At 29.5% G+C, this 14,838-nt stretch carries 15 protein-coding genes and 1 pseudogene; 2 read left to right on the forward strand and 14 right to left on the reverse strand.

Annotation, left to right across the window (positions count from 1 at the left end; genetic code table 11):
* Positions 1–10 precede the first annotated feature (10 nt).
* Genes KPL55_RS22375 through KPL55_RS22390 form a run of 4 tightly spaced genes read right to left on the reverse strand, consistent with a single transcriptional unit; the run spans position 11 to position 5,141 of the window.
* Positions 11–1,414 (reverse strand): PTS galactitol transporter subunit IIC, encoded by a 1,404-nt coding sequence (locus tag KPL55_RS22375; protein WP_216308982.1) that lies wholly within the window; start codon positions 1,412–1,414, stop codon positions 11–13.
* Positions 1,415–1,433: 19 nt separating this feature from the next.
* A complete protein-coding gene (locus tag KPL55_RS22380; RefSeq protein WP_216308983.1) occupies positions 1,434–1,742 on the reverse strand; it encodes a PTS sugar transporter subunit IIB in 309 nt (102 codons plus the stop codon).
* 31 nt (positions 1,743–1,773) lie between these two features.
* Positions 1,774–2,223: a PTS sugar transporter subunit IIA gene (locus tag KPL55_RS22385; RefSeq protein ID WP_246599749.1), complete on the reverse strand. Its 450-nt coding sequence runs from the start codon at positions 2,221–2,223 to the stop codon at positions 1,774–1,776.
* Positions 2,220–5,141 (reverse strand): sigma 54-interacting transcriptional regulator, encoded by a 2,922-nt coding sequence (locus KPL55_RS22390; protein ID WP_216308984.1) that lies wholly within the window; start codon positions 5,139–5,141, stop codon positions 2,220–2,222. The genes KPL55_RS22385 and KPL55_RS22390 overlap by 4 nt, the downstream gene beginning before the upstream one ends.
* Before the next feature lie 563 nt (positions 5,142–5,704).
* Between KPL55_RS22390 and KPL55_RS22395 the strand changes: the two genes are divergently transcribed.
* Positions 5,705–6,337 (forward strand): DsbA family oxidoreductase, encoded by a 633-nt coding sequence (locus tag KPL55_RS22395; protein ID WP_216308985.1) that lies wholly within the window; start codon positions 5,705–5,707, stop codon positions 6,335–6,337.
* Positions 6,338–6,407: 70 nt separating this feature from the next.
* On the opposite strand, the gene KPL55_RS22400 is transcribed toward KPL55_RS22395, so the two are convergent.
* The 4 genes from KPL55_RS22400 to KPL55_RS22420 form a co-directional block, all read right to left on the reverse strand.
* The gene (locus KPL55_RS22400; RefSeq protein WP_216308986.1) at positions 6,408–7,496 is read right to left on the reverse strand and encodes a 2,3-butanediol dehydrogenase; all 1,089 of its coding nucleotides are present in this window, start codon (positions 7,494–7,496) and stop codon (positions 6,408–6,410) included.
* Positions 7,497–7,814: 318 nt separating this feature from the next.
* A complete protein-coding gene (locus KPL55_RS22405; protein WP_216308987.1) occupies positions 7,815–9,755 on the reverse strand; it encodes a sigma-54-dependent Fis family transcriptional regulator in 1,941 nt (646 codons plus the stop codon).
* 162 nt (positions 9,756–9,917) lie between these two features.
* Complete coding sequence (locus KPL55_RS22415; RefSeq protein WP_216308988.1) at positions 9,918–10,850, reverse strand: membrane lipoprotein lipid attachment site-containing protein; 933 nt, start codon at positions 10,848–10,850, stop codon at positions 9,918–9,920.
* A gap of 115 nt (positions 10,851–10,965) precedes the next feature.
* Complete coding sequence (locus KPL55_RS22420; RefSeq protein WP_216308989.1) at positions 10,966–11,259, reverse strand: hypothetical protein; 294 nt, start codon at positions 11,257–11,259, stop codon at positions 10,966–10,968.
* 156 nt (positions 11,260–11,415) lie between these two features.
* Here KPL55_RS22420 and KPL55_RS22425 point away from each other — a divergent pair, with 156 nt between their 5' ends.
* A complete protein-coding gene (locus KPL55_RS22425) occupies positions 11,416–11,841 on the forward strand; it encodes a hypothetical protein (RefSeq protein ID WP_216308990.1) in 426 nt (141 codons plus the stop codon).
* Positions 11,842–11,907: 66 nt separating this feature from the next.
* Here the strand turns inward: KPL55_RS22425 and KPL55_RS22430 are convergent, their stop codons facing one another.
* The 6 genes and pseudogenes from KPL55_RS22430 to KPL55_RS22455 form a co-directional block, all read right to left on the reverse strand.
* Positions 11,908–12,210, reverse strand: coding sequence for a hypothetical protein (locus tag KPL55_RS22430; protein WP_216308991.1), 303 nt, complete (start codon positions 12,208–12,210; stop codon positions 11,908–11,910).
* Positions 12,211–12,327: 117 nt separating this feature from the next.
* Positions 12,328–12,537: a hypothetical protein gene (locus KPL55_RS26135; RefSeq protein ID WP_246599751.1), complete on the reverse strand. Its 210-nt coding sequence runs from the start codon at positions 12,535–12,537 to the stop codon at positions 12,328–12,330.
* Positions 12,538–12,766: 229 nt separating this feature from the next.
* A pseudogene (locus KPL55_RS22440) lies at positions 12,767–13,213 on the reverse strand (GNAT family N-acetyltransferase); the annotation flags it as partial.
* 518 nt (positions 13,214–13,731) lie between these two features.
* Positions 13,732–13,923 carry a GNAT family N-acetyltransferase gene (locus KPL55_RS22445; RefSeq protein WP_246599754.1) on the reverse strand — a complete coding sequence of 64 codons (192 nt, stop codon included), beginning with the start codon at positions 13,921–13,923 and terminating at the stop codon, positions 13,732–13,734.
* Between the two features lie 68 nt (positions 13,924–13,991).
* Positions 13,992–14,354: an acylphosphatase gene (locus KPL55_RS22450; protein WP_216308992.1), complete on the reverse strand. Its 363-nt coding sequence runs from the start codon at positions 14,352–14,354 to the stop codon at positions 13,992–13,994.
* A 32-nt stretch (positions 14,355–14,386) separates the two neighbouring features.
* Positions 14,387–14,680, reverse strand: coding sequence for a ribosomal protein L7/L12 (locus tag KPL55_RS22455; protein WP_246599755.1), 294 nt, complete (start codon positions 14,678–14,680; stop codon positions 14,387–14,389).
* Positions 14,681–14,838: the final 158 nt, after the last annotated feature.

A 14,838-nucleotide genomic window follows, 5' to 3' on the forward strand; every position in this document is an offset into this window, starting at 1 on the left:
TATAAATCCTTTACTCTTCGATTGCCTCATTTTTCATTGCATTTCTTTCAAGGTAATCATAAATAGCTGTTTTATTCTTCCTAAATAAGAACCACAATACGAAATATATTACTACTACAAGAGCAATCAATATTGGTGATTTGCTTAGAAAAGCTAGGAATATAAGCCCAAATATTGGTTTGCCTATTACATTAAAACTTGTAACCATTAATGCACCAACTGGAAGAGTTACTCCTGATGTTGCAGCAATACTAGTAAATAATGGTGCGGTATATGTGCACATAAATAATCCTAAAGTAAACCATATAACTCCTGTTATAATAACTTTTAAGATATTACCATTTACTAAACATACAATACCTTCAACCATAAATGGTATTGCAATTAAATCAACAACTGGCAAAGTGCTATTTCCTGGTAGAATCATTGCAATTAGAACCATTATTGGTATAAGAATAATACCCGAAATTAATGTTGCTGGTTCGCCATATCCTGTAGCATCATTAACTCCTAAGAACCATTTACGTCCTTTTCCGTCTTTCATAGCTGATTTTCTTGCAGCTTCGGTGAGTGGTAAGAAAGCTTGCGCAAATATTCCTGCGATTTTTGGAAATATAGCCATGATTGCACTTGTTGCAATACCAACAGTTGCAATTTGTCCCCAAGATTTCAACACATTTAATGCATGAATATTACCAAGTATTCCGATTAATACACCTAATATTAACCCTAATGCTATTGGTTCACCAAAGAATCCGAGTTTTCGTTGCAAATTTTCAGGGTTTAATTTAACTTTATTAAGTCCTAATTTATTAAAAATAGGATCGATTGCCACAGCAAAAATAGCAGGTTCAATATTATGCATTGCAATTATTGTACAGTTTGGATAGTTATAATAATTGGACCATCTGTTAGCTATTAGCTCAGCTGTAAGCAAACTATATAAATTGAGTACAATCATACATGCAAGTGCGAGCATCATGTTTTTACTAGATGCATAAATCATTGAGCCCCATACCATGTATGAATAGTTATTCCAAAGATCTCCAGGTTGGAATACATCTGTCCACTTTACAAGAAATAGTACAGTCTGGAGTCCTAGAGCAACGACTAGGTATATCATACCTGCTTGAGTTGAATAACCAACGATTGCAGCTGACTGCCATCCAACATCGAAAACGGGAAGCTTTATTCCCGTACCACTAACCATTTGTGTTACTACTGGGGAAATAATTGGTGTAAATGAGTTTAATAATAGTGTGAAACCTTCTAGTCCAACACCTGCATATAAGGCTGAGTAAAAAGCTTTCTTTGTTTTAACATGTAAAATCTTAGAAATAATAAATATTACTACCGGGACAAATACTGGAGCACCAAATGTATTAAATACTTTACTTAATGTCTGTAGAAACATTTTAATTCCTCCTCATTAATTATTTATTATTAATGTCTTTAATTACTTTCATGATATTTTCTATAAATTCCTCTTCACCAAATCCAGTTAAAAAACCTACTGCATTAATTATTGGTACACCATAATCTCCAGCTATTAATGGGCTAGTATTTATTATAAAATCATATCCTCCACCACTAATAAGATTAAGAGCTTCTGTTGGTTTTGCTTCTGTTGTCGAAATAGATATTCCCTCATCTTCAAGAGCCTCTTTTAGTTTTAATGCAACCATTGATGAAGTTACTGTACCTGAACCACATACTGCTAATACTTTAAATCTTTTTTTCATATTAATCACTCCTATTTTAAATTATTATATTTTAGATTATTATATTTTTTAAAAGCTCTGCCACTTCTTGTTTATCTTTTGCATTTTTAATTTCAATAAGTAACTGTTTATTCTGAAATACCGACATAAGACTCTTTAGTAACGTTACCTGCTCTTTTGGATCTTTTACAGCTAATAGAAATACTAATTCAACATTTATCTTCCCTTCTGGATTTATCATCTCTCTAAACTCAACAGGAGATTTTAATGTTGCAATAGCAATATTTGATTTATTCACGTGATTCGAATCAGTATGAGGGATAGCTACATAAAAGTTACCTATATTAAGTCCTGTGGGTAGTTCTTTTTCCCTGTCGATTACAGCATTTATATAACTATCCTTTACGTAATTTTTATTAAGCATTAACTTGCCTAAATCATTAATAACATCTGTTGATGTCTTTGCCTCCATATTAAGTAAAACCAAATCTAAATCTATCATATAGATGCCTCCTTTGTATTAGACAAAATTATGTCTTTTAGATCCATAACACTAACTGCGCTTTTTAATTCTTTTATAAAGTCCATATTTAATAGAAGTTTAAGAAACTCTTTAACAAAGTTTTTATCATTTATTTTAAGAGCTACAAGGCAAACTATATCAACTTTGCCAATTCCCCAGTCAATAGGATTTTTAAGTTTTACAATTACGAATGAAGACTTAAGTACAAAAGAATGTTCTCCATGAGGAATAGCTATTCCACCCTTTAAAAAAGTAGGAACAATATCTTCTCGATTAAAAACAGATTTAAAAAATTCTTTCTTTACATACCCCTTATTTATAAGCATTGAACACATTACTTCAATAAGATCTTTTTTATTGCTTACATCCGGTTCAAAGAGTATTAAATCATCTTCGATTGTATTTTCAAAATCACCTGGATGTTCTTTATTAAGCATTAAATCCAAATAACTTATGCCATTACTCAGCAGCTGAGGATTATACGGGATAAATGTTATATCTTCAATTTCAGGATTTATTGTTCCTACAATTGCAATGATATTATATTTTTCCTGGAATTTTTTTATCTTTGTTGTTATTTCTTCATCAATAACTCCTAGTTTCAGAATCTTTATGCCTTTATATTTCTTCTCGAGAAACTCCTTAATATGGCATGCAGTTCCTTCTCCAGTTAGGCATAATGATATAATAGCCTTTGGTTTATCACTTTTAGTAATATTTAATAAGGGATAACTGTATCTTGTTTTTATTAAACTCAAATAAATTTCATCTAGACTTGCCTCAGCTATTGAAATTTTGCTAACCGCCTCTATTACTGTAAGTAAATCTACCCTGTCAATGGTTCTAGTAGCTATTCCTAATCTATTAGCAACTATCTCACCAATATTTATAAGAGAACCCATATCTACTAAAAACAAAATACCTTTCCCATTATCAATAATTTTCGAAATTTCAATAGCTTTTTCATATACCGATGAAGGATTTTCATCAAGTGGCATATCAAGCGCTACAGGAAAATTCACATTCAATAATTGTTTAACAACGTTAATAGTTTCCGTTGCAATCTTTCCATGAGAAAGTAGAATAACTCCCACTTTATTTTGTTCTGATTTATTATTTATACTGGCGTTTATATACATTGCTATAAAACCGATTTCATCTTCTGGAATAGATATTCCTTTTTCTTTTTCTAATAGCTTGGTAAACCTAATCGCTATCTCATATTCTTTACTAAAATCTTTTTTTATTTTAGGTAAGTTTACATTTATTATGCTTTGCTTTAACCGTATTCTTTTTATAGTTTCTTCTAAATGTATAGCCATATAATTAAAAACATTTTCATTTAAATCATGGCCACTATAAACATCTTTTAATTCGACTCTTAGATTTTTAACCAGCTCTATTATTTCAACATCTATTAAATTGCCCAATTTATTTAAGGAAAAGAACTTATCTTTATTATTAATACTAATTTCCATCTTATCAAATTTGTTAATAATAAACGTCCATAAAATTTCCTCGATTTCTGATGGATTCATATCCAAGTTTTTGAGCTGTGAGTATTTATTTTCTATCTGATTATAAAAATCTTTTGGTATGGAATAACTGCTATTATCTACATTTTTTAAAATACCAACCTTTTCATTAATAAATGGTATTAAAAGCATATCCTTTGTATAATCTCTTATTTCACCAATACTTAAATCTTCTATCAATAAATCTTTTTCTAAAACATTAGTTTCCATTACTTCATTATTGTCTATTGTTATAATGTCGTCGTTTCTATTTATCTTTTTCATGAAAGCCCTTGCGCAAATAACTTGTATTTTACTTTTTAATTCCCCTATATTACCGTTGAACCTACTTAGTGTAAGTATGTCAGTAACTTTCGATTCAATATATATTTTTGAATTTATTCTATTGCACTCCTGCTGAAAGAAAAAATAAATTAGTTGTATTTTTTCTGTAAATGGTCTCTTATATAATGGTGGAATAGAGATTATCATAGGAATTCGTCTCCTGAAAGTTAGAAGCATGCTAGATTCTATATTCTCTGTAGTAGCGCCTATAAACATAACGTTTACTTCTCTTTCCGCATAGGTCTCTCCAAGTCTTCTAAACTTACCTTTGTCTAAAATTGAAAATAATATTTCCTGACCTTTAGGAGGCAACCTATGAATCTCATCTAGAAAAAGTATTCCGTTATTAGCATGTTCTACAATTCCAACAGTATCACTGTCAGCCCCTGTGAATGATCCTTTCTTAGAACCGTAAAGCAATGATAAAAGCAATTGAGGATTATCACTATAGTCCGCGCAATTAAAAACTATAAAAGGCATATTCCCTGGCATACCAGTTTTCTCTTTTGCGAAATTATACATACATTCTGCAAATTGTGTTTTACCTACACCACTTTCTCCACAAATCATAGTTGCTAATCCGTGAGGCGGGTAAAGTATTGCTGACTTTGATTGAAGTATGTTGTTCTTAAGGCTACCATCATATCCAATTAAAGATTCAAACGGATCTCTTTCAGATCGGACACTTTCAAATCTGACACTCCCAATTTTTTCCTTCTGCGATACCTCTTTGTTACCTATTTTTGTATCATTAAGTATTGATTCAATAACATGTCTTGAAATATCAAATCCATAACTTTTAAGTTGCTTTGTAATATCTGTAACGTTTATAGTACTGTTTTTTTCAATTATAGTTTTAATGTAATTCTCTAAATATGGTTTTCTCCTTTCCCTAGAGTTGCCAATATTTAATTCCTTTCGTAAAATCGTTATACACTCTCTTGATGTAGATAACATTTTAGAAAGTTTTATATCTGAAATTGGGTTCTTCTTGTTTTCAGTGTTTATTATATTTAAAAGTTTATCATTTAAATTCATAAAAATAATCTCTCCCCTCATTCTTGCAATGGTAAATCTATACCATATAACAATAACTAACGTATAGTTAGACGTACCTAAAAGTAAGTTTCATTAAGATTATATAATAAAAACAAGATCCTTTCTACTTAACCCTATTTGCTAGATTTTTGCCTTTTTAGAATTTTGATTTTTTTTGTCATTTTCATATTCTTAATCACAAGGAAAAGTAATAACACTATTTCAGCAGCAACTATTAAAGTATTCACAAAATTCCTCCCTACATGATATAAAAACTTCTTCACACATATAGTATAAGCAATTCCCATGCCACACAAAAAGATAAATAGCCACAGTCTATGTATGTGGCTATACAAGGTTTGTAAGCGTATTCATTACACTTTAATAATTTTAAACACATTTAGTGAAATCTAAATTACTATACTAAATACATTAATTTAACTGATTATTTTAAATATTTGTAATTTGTATTAATGTTGCATATAATTATCGCTACTTGACAACATATATCCAAAGTGAAATAATCTAATTACTAAAATTTGAGAAACTGGGAGTGATATATAATGAAAGTAGAGATGTGGATGGATTTTGTATGCCCATACTGTTATTTAGGAAAAGCCAAGTTTGAAAAGGCACTCGAGAATTTTTCTGATAAAGAAAACGTAGAGATAATATATAAAAGTTTTGAATTAAATCCTAATTCTAGTAAAATACAAACTGATACTATGAGTGAATTTCTTTCAAAGGAATATGGGATGACTATGGAAGATATCCAAGAAAATAATGATAGATTAACTGCTGAGGCTAAAGGGCTTGGACTTGTATATAACCTTGAAACTGCTATGCCCGTAAATTCTTTAAATGCACATAGGTTATTGCAGTATGCAAAAGAGATTGGTAAAGAAGCCAAGGTAGTAAGTCTAATATTTAAAACACATTTTACTGATAACAAAAACATTTCAGATATAGATACTTTAGCTAAACTTTCTAAAGAAGCAGGCCTTGAAGAAGAAAAGGTTCGTCAAATTTTAAATAGCGATAAGTATACTGATAAAGTTCTACAAGATGAAAAAGAATCTCAAGACATTGGAGTAGATATAGTTCCTTATTTCCTAATTAATAAAAAAGTTACTGTAGCAGGTGAGCAATCTATAGAAACTATTAAAAAAGGTTTAGAAGAGGCATTGGTAGAATAATAAAAAAAATAGAAGCTGTAGAATAGCTTCTATTTTTTTGAGTTTTAACATCAATGTAAATTTATTATTATTATAGTTTACAGTCAGATAAAAGCGATTTATCTGGTGTTACAAGTATTTTTACATGTTTCTTCTTTTCTGGTCCAGTTAAAGCAGCGAACCCTTCCTCAACTATATCATCAAGAGCTATCTTTTTAGTTATATATCCTTCAGCTTTAATCCTTCCATCATTCATTAGTGCAATTGTTGCTGGGAATTCATGTCTATATGCTAGTGTTCCTACTATTTTCTTTTCAGTGAATACTAAAACATTTGGATTAAAACTAACATCGCCTTCCCAAATACTTGTTATAACCATAGTTCCTTCGTATTTTAAACTACCGATACCTGTATCAAAACCTATTTTAGCTCCAGTAGTCTCAAAAGCAACATCTACTCCTAATCCACCTGTAAGTTTTTTAACTTCCTCAGCTATATCAACTTCATTTGGATCAAGAACAACATTTGCGCCTGCTCTTTTTGCATATTCTTGTCTTATTGATTTTCTTTGTAATACTACTATTAGACTTGCTCCTGCAGCTTTTAGGCATTCAATTGTTGCGAGTCCTATTGGGCCTGAACCAAGTACAATTGCAGTATCTCCAGTATTAAAATTCGCCATTCTAATAGAGTGAAGAGCAACTGCTATTGGCTCTATTAATGCTGCTTGTTCATAGGACATATTGTCAGGTATTTTATGTACATATTCTTCTGGAAATACAGTATATTCAGCAAGTCCACCTCCACTTCCACAAAGTCCATGAAATCCTAATGATGAACAGAGATTATATTTTCCTTCTTTGCAAGCTGGGCATTCACCGCAAGCTACAATAGGTTCCACTGTAACTCTATCCCCAACCTTAATATTAGTTACGCTTTCTCCAATTTCTACAACATCACCTGAAAATTCATGACCTAAAACAACTGGGGCAACATTACCACTTAAAGGATGAGGTTGTCCAACTGGTATAAAAATTGGTCCGCCTAAATATTCATGTAAATCTGATCCACATATTCCACACCATTTTACTTTAATTTTAACATTTCCTTTATTAACCTTTGGTTCTTCTATTTCTTCAACTCTAACGTCTTTTACTCCATACCATAATGCTGCTTTCATAATAAGATTACCTCCTGAACAATAAAATCATGTGTTTTATTGTTAATTTTCTCACATACTTATAAAGCAATTATCATTCCAAATTATTAATTACAAGAAAACATTATTGAAAAAGCGTTTCTTTCACTGCTAAACCACTCTTAAATCAGTGTTGTATTAAAATAATAGTCCTTATATAAATCTTATGAAAGCAGCTTCAATGTCAAAATGACACACTAATTAGTGTGTCATTTTGACATTTATCATATTTTAACTCTCATTTTGATACACTTTAAATACAATTATTTATCATATCTAATTAAAAACCATAATATTTATTTAAACATTGTTAATATTATATTTTATAATTTTTCTATACATACTAGATCTACTTATTTTTAACATTTGCGCCGCTTTTACTATGTTCCCATGACAAAATTTAAGCGCCTTTATCATACTCTCTTTCTCTAACATATCTATTGGTATAATATCTTTCTCTTTAATTTCTTTATCTTTAATTTTTTCTATAAATTTACTTGTTTCTGAGATCTCTGAGTTTTCTATTCCAATTATATTACCTTCACTTGAATAATAGTCTCTTTCTATAACATTCCTAAGTTCTCTTACATTACCTGGCCAATCATATTCACTAAGACTTGTAATATACGCTTTGCTCATAACTTTAATTTTATCATTTTTTTTATTTAGTATCTCTATGAAGTGATTCGCTAGTACTTCTATATCCTCTATTCTCTCTACAAGTGGAATAGTTTTTATGTTCATTACATTTAACCTATAATAGAGATCTTCTCTAAAGGTTTTCTTTTTTACTTCTTCTTTTAACTTCTTATTAGTTGCACATATAATTCTAACATTTAACTTTTTTTCATATGTTCCACCTACTCTAACAATTTTATTGTTATCTAGTACTCTTAATAGTTTTGATTGAATATCTAGAGGAAGTTCTCCTAATTCATCTAAAAAAATAGTTCCCCCATCTGCAAGCTCAAATTTACCGGGATGTCCTTCTTTAATAGCTCCAGTAAATGCACCTCTATCATATCCAAAAAGTTCACTTTCCACCAATTCTCTTGGTATAGATGCGCAATTTATAGCTACAAAAGGTCCTTGCTGCCTTTCACTATAATTATGTATAGATTGAGCCACTAGCTCTTTACCTGTTCCACTTGAACCTTCAATTAGTATATTACAATCACTTTTAGCAGCTTTCTTTGCAAATTCTATTAAACTTTTCATTTTTTCATTATCACTTATAATATCATCAAATTTATAGGTTGCCTTATAACCTACTACCTTGTTAACCAACTTATGTACATACTCAGTTTCTCTAAAAGTTATAACGCTGCCCATAAATTTGTGATTAACCTTCATAGCAACTGCATTTATTATACATTTTATTCTCTTATTTCTTATATGAAAATCACATTCTATATTATTATAAGCCTGCCTAGAACTCGACAGCATATCATCAAAATTTAAATCCTTTAATGTTTCTTTTATATTCATTTTAAATATTTCGCTTTGCGTTATTCCTAAAATATTTTCAGCTTTGTCATTTATCCTTTTGATATTAAACTTCTCATCAATCACTATCATACCTTCCACAATCGAATCAAAGGTAATGTTTAATAAATCATAAGAAATAATAAGTGCCAGTTGCTTTTTTATAGACTCCGCTGCTGCTGTAACAATTCCTAAGGTATGTAAGTGTGCATCCTGACAAATACCTGACATGTTTATACACCCTATTATATTTCCCTCTTCATCATGAATAGGTGCTGAAGAGCATGTCCAAGAATGTTGCTTTATACCATAATGTTCAGCACCTATGGTCTGTATAGGTTTATCCAAATAAAGTGCTGTTCCTATAGCATTAGTGCCCACCGCTCTTTCTGACCACAGAGCACCTTTTACAAAATTCAATTCATTTGCCTTTTGTATAATACTACTTTCTCCAATAATATCAAGTATATATCCATCCCTATCTGATAGGAACAAAGCAAATCCAGACCCCACTATAATATTATATATATCTTCCATTATAGAATGGGCTATTGAAACAAGTTCTGCATTTTCTTCAATTTTAGATTCTACGGATACCCCATAAGCATCATTACCACGGCCATCCATAAAATCTACACCATACCCCTTACATCTTTTCCAGGAGTCTGCTATTTCTAATCTTACATCCTTATTAATATCACCTTGCTTTACAAATTCTTTCCAAGCCTTTGAAATAAACTCCATATATCCTGACATATTATTCACTCCCCACATCCTCTTGCTAACCACTTTAATACTACACCCGTTATTTATATAGTAGTAAACTATTATTCCTTTTTACAAAAGCACTTGTATTTCCAAGCTCCGTATTAAAAGCACTTCCAATACCAATGAAATTAAGCATTTTCCCCTCCAATATTAATTATTTATTGCCGTGATCATCAATTGAGCCTTACCATCAGTAGGAGTAATCTCATTAATCCACATGTTATATTCATTTTGGCCAAACATTATCCCTTTATAATTTACAAATAGATACTTTGTAAATGCACTACTTATTGCACTCTTATAATTTGGATTAATAATTTTGTCATAATTTTCAATAAAATAATCTTTATTTTCTATTTTAACAACCTTACCATCAATTTTAGAATTGATAGGATATTTTATTTGTTCAGCTAATTGCTCTTTATTATCATTTACTATATAGTTTTTAATTTTGCTAGCAAATTCCTCCACGTCTTGGTCACTTTTTGTATTTAAAGCTACAGCGTATCTCTTCCCATATTCATCAGCAACAATGTTACTTTTAAGCGATAATGTAAATGGATAACTGATTTTATTATCCACACTTCTCCATGTTCCTTCGATTTTATCAACAGTTTTCATTGTTCCTTGAAATATAGCTGTATTTTTCCCTGTTCCATCATATTCATATAGAATAATATTTGTGCCTCCAGATTTTCCTTTTAATTTAATTTCCTTTCTCTGTTTCTCATAAAAGTACGTTCCTACTAACTCTTTATCTTTATCTGATTTATAAATACTCATTTGAATTGCTATATTCTTATTTATAGTTCCCTCATAATCATAATATCCCTTTTCAAATTGACTTTTACTTTCATCTATATTTTTAAGAACACTAGAATCTCCTTTACTAGTGGTATCTTTAACAACACCTTGATCTGTATTCTCTGCCTCTGGCTGTCCCTCAGTACTAGTTGTTTGTGATTGATCTTTGATTTGAGTATTAGTAGTAGCCTTTTCAGGCGTATTTTTAACGTCCTTCGTTGTACTTGAGCACCCCGCTACCATAGTTGTTAATATAATAATTAATAATATTTTTTTCACTTTTAATCCTCCTGTATATATAATTATAATAATCTACCATTTTTTAAGTTTACATTATTATAACCTTTATCTTTGTTTTTATTTATTTCTATAACCATATCATAACACTTAGCATTTAGATTTCTTTCTTATTTTCCTCATAAACTTTTTCAATATACTTATATCTTTTTTCAGAATTTAACCATTTTAGAACACTTATTGCTATAAAGATTAATGCCATTACTACAGAAGACTCAGCCGAAATTTTAAAGGCTTCTGTATTACTTGGGTATTTTATTAAATAAATAATATTAATAAAAATTAAAAATATTATTAAAGGAACTGTGTTTCTTATTTCATATGCAAAAATACCTTTTTCATGAGTTGGTTTCCATTTAATAAAGAAATTATCATTACTTAACTCTTTCATCTTTTTCACTCCTTTTCATATTAAGAACCATATGAATTTTTTTTTGCTTAAGGAGTTCTTTTATTTAGTACACCCTATAAGCAAAGTACTTATCATACATATTATTCAATAATAAACTGCTGATATTATGGGAACTTTAATTAAGAGGTGATTAATTTGATTAAAAAATTATTATTTGTATTATTTTTTTTCGTTATATTCTCTCATTCAACATACGTAAGTGCTGAGATGGTTAACAATATTGAAATTTTCGACCCAAAACAAAATAAAGTTGTAAAAGTAATCAAAGCAAATCCAGAAATCCAAGATATGATTACAAGTTGGATTACTAATATAGACGGATTATATAAAAACGACCCTGCTACTGATGATGGATATGTGGTTAAAATCCCTTTAGATCCTATTGTAAAAGTAAACTGCAAGGCATTTAATGCACTTGTAAGTGATGTCTATATCTTAATTCCTGAAAAAGAACCGCCCTGTTATCTGATTTTTGATGATGAAACTAAATTATTAAGTTTGCCATTTAATGGCGATATAGACATGTTGTCAAAAGTTTTGAATTTTAAACTTAGGAAATAAATATTATCTCCTCAACTCCACCGTCTTTTAAAATATATCTTAAATCACAAATATTTTAAGGCTCTATTAAAAATTGAACCAATCACATCCTTTATATTTTTCTGGAATGTCTTTCTCTGAATCAATCCATTCAAGTGTTTCAATAAATACTGATGGCACATTAGGGAAAATCCATTTGTTTAAATATTCAATAAAGTCCTTTTCGTCATAGCAAACACCGCCGTATCTGTGATATTTCTTCGCATGTGGACTCTCATGTAGCCATTTATCACAAAAATCAATACAGTATTTTCTTAAATTATCAGCCACCTCATTTGGAACTGAATAAACAGATGGACTGTTATCTGCACTTAACAATACATATTTCACTTTAGTCTACCTCCTTGTGTTAGTATAAATAATCCCCACAAATTCTTATTTGTCTTCTTATTATATAAATAATCTTTAGTTCATAATTTTCTACTATGCCATCACTTATGAATATTGCTAACGATTTTCAGTAACATTTCTTTGTAATCTAATTACTTGAGGTGCAACAAGTTCTATATAGTAAACATCAGCACCGTTTTTTCTAAAGATATTAGTTACATGCTCAACATAATCCCAATCAGATTTCTGATCAAAATCCCACATATATGTAAATATTAACCTGTAATTTTCTGATGCAATAAATTCTTCAAAGATAATCTCTCTCATTCTACTTACTGCCTTTCCATAATAATAGCCGAATACTTAAATAACTGGTTCAATCGTCATATGATTATGAAATAATCGTAAATCAGTAATTTCCATAAGTTCTTGTCCCACTGTCATTTTACCTACAGCTGTTTATTTCCTTCATTTTTAATCCCATTTGCACAACCTACTATTATAACTAAAAATATTGAAAGCAAGACAATGAAGATTTTATTAATTTTCAAACTCATTACCCCTTTTTATTATATCTATTCATAAAATATTTTCTTTTTTTAAAAGTGTACATTAATACTATAATTGACCATATTACATTCCCATATAAAAGTTGTTGGTTATATTGTTTAGCCAAGGTAATGCTTACTACTAAAAAATATATAGAGTAAGTTATCCTCCTCCTAAGTTTATAATAATAAAATTCACGATTTTCAATCTCAATATTATTCATATATCTAAATCCACATTTTTGTATCACTCTATTTGAAGATACATTATGTGACAAGACAATTGCATTTAAAACTTTAATATTTGTTTTTTCAAACATATATTTAATCAGTCCTTGAACTGCCTGTGTTGTATAACCTTTATTCCTATAATATTTTGAAATTGCATAGCCTACTTCTCTATTAGGCTCAGGCAATTCATCACATGGACCTGTACAACACCAACCAATAAACTCATTTGTTTCCTTTAACTGTGACTCTTGCGATTAATGCGCAGATATATATATAACTTTTGAGCACCCATCTCTCGATTAAAGTTTGCGAATAATGCTATTAGATTTATAAAATGATAGTATGAATAAAATAAATAATAGTAACGAAATTTTATTGCCACTTAAATTATTAGGATATATAATAACAAAAATATTTACTGTATTGTATATAACAATAATAATAAATGTTATTACAATATATATATTATTAATCCTTTTTCTAAATATAGATATTAGTAAGATGATAGCTATATTTAATGATAATAATGTATATTTGAGAAGTAATAAACTTATCATATTATATAAATAAAATTCCTTTAAAACAAAAATAATAGTAAACAAGCATAGTAAATATATAGCATACTTATTTTTAATAATCATTTTCATAATATCATCCCTTCTAAGTTATTTCCTACTTTTTGGATATTGTGCAACTATAGGACTCAATCATATATTTATAATCGATTCACTGTTTACGAATATTATCTATTAAACATACTAACAGTTTTTTGGTGCCAATTAATATACCCCCAAAAGGCTTTTGGCGAGTCATTATTTTCTGCCCAATCAGGCATAAATCGAAAAATGGATTTCTCTCTGACAATCTGATAAAGGTTTTCTGTATCTTTCCGCTCAAAATCCCGAATTATTATATGGTTTGTTTCTATTCTCATACTACTCTCCTCCCCCGTAATATATAAATAATATTTTAATTGAATGGATTCAATATTTCGAAATAGAATTATTTTCGTATCACTGTAAACTCTGATTCCCCATCAACAATCATCATTTCATTTATTTCTATATTTTGAACAGATGCTCTTTTTAATGATTTCATATAATTAATCAAGAAAATAATCTTATCATTTTCTCCCTGTATTTCAGCCTCAACATTTTTATCAATTCTATTTTTTACCCAACCAGTTAAATTCATCCGTTTCGCTATTTCATATATTTCTAATCTAAACCCTACCTTCTGCACTCTTCCTGAAAATATTATACTTTTTCTAACAGTAGACGATGGTTCAAAATAATCTAACTTAATATGCTTCACTTGGTTACTTACATAACCATCTCTTAATTTTTTAAAATAGTTTACCGCCAAATCGAAACCTCCTTTATTTTGCTAACTATAATTTAAATTTCCTGATTCTTTAATTTTTCACTTAATAAATCAATATCCCTTTTGGCATCCACTAATCCTAATCCTGTACTTTCTCTATACATTTTAATTGCCTTAATTTTTTTACCATCTAAAATTAGACTTTTTATTTCTTCATTAACAGATGGTTCAGGTATTAATCCCATTTCCTTAGCAATTTTTACTAATATTTTATTTGTACGTTTGTTATCCTCGCGTAATTGATTAATGTTAGATAATATAATTGATAGCAACAACACTCCTATAATTATCCATAAAATCTCATCCATATTTTATTCCCCCTTTATTTTTTCTCAAATTCGAGTTCAAAACGATATCTTAAGTAAACACAGGCGTTACCGCCCATGCTCCTCAACGGAACCGTACGTGCCCTATTAAGGCATACGGCTCTTCACCCCATATTTCCAATCATCAATAGAATAAGCTT

The organism is Clostridium lacusfryxellense (assembly GCF_018861735.1).
Classification (GTDB): domain Bacteria; phylum Bacillota; class Clostridia; order Clostridiales; family Clostridiaceae; genus Clostridium_AD; species Clostridium_AD lacusfryxellense.

What these genes read in the sequence shown, in the direction of transcription:
- KPL55_RS22375 (WP_216308982.1), bottom strand. Translation starts at nt 1,414, where the DNA reads ATGTTTCTACAGACATTAAGTAAAGTATTTAATACATTTGGTGCTCCA.
- KPL55_RS22380 (WP_216308983.1), bottom strand. Translation starts at nt 1,742, where the DNA reads ATGAAAAAAAGATTTAAAGTATTAGCAGTATGTGGTTCAGGTACAGTA.
- KPL55_RS22385 (WP_246599749.1), bottom strand. Translation starts at nt 2,223, where the DNA reads ATGATAGATTTAGATTTGGTTTTACTTAATATGGAGGCAAAGACATCA.
- KPL55_RS22390 (WP_216308984.1), bottom strand. Translation starts at nt 5,141, where the DNA reads ATGAATTTAAATGATAAACTTTTAAATATAATAAACACTGAAAACAAG.
- KPL55_RS22395 (WP_216308985.1), top strand. Translation starts at nt 5,705, where the DNA reads ATGAAAGTAGAGATGTGGATGGATTTTGTATGCCCATACTGTTATTTA.
- KPL55_RS22400 (WP_216308986.1), bottom strand. Translation starts at nt 7,496, where the DNA reads ATGAAAGCAGCATTATGGTATGGAGTAAAAGACGTTAGAGTTGAAGAA.
- KPL55_RS22405 (WP_216308987.1), bottom strand. Translation starts at nt 9,755, where the DNA reads ATGTCAGGATATATGGAGTTTATTTCAAAGGCTTGGAAAGAATTTGTA.
- KPL55_RS22420 (WP_216308989.1), bottom strand. Translation starts at nt 11,259, where the DNA reads ATGAAAGAGTTAAGTAATGATAATTTCTTTATTAAATGGAAACCAACT.
- KPL55_RS26135 (WP_246599751.1), bottom strand. Translation starts at nt 12,537, where the DNA reads ATGAGAGAGATTATCTTTGAAGAATTTATTGCATCAGAAAATTACAGG.
- KPL55_RS22445 (WP_246599754.1), bottom strand. Translation starts at nt 13,923, where the DNA reads ATGAGAATAGAAACAAACCATATAATAATTCGGGATTTTGAGCGGAAA.
- KPL55_RS22455 (WP_246599755.1), bottom strand. Translation starts at nt 14,680, where the DNA reads ATGGATGAGATTTTATGGATAATTATAGGAGTGTTGTTGCTATCAATT.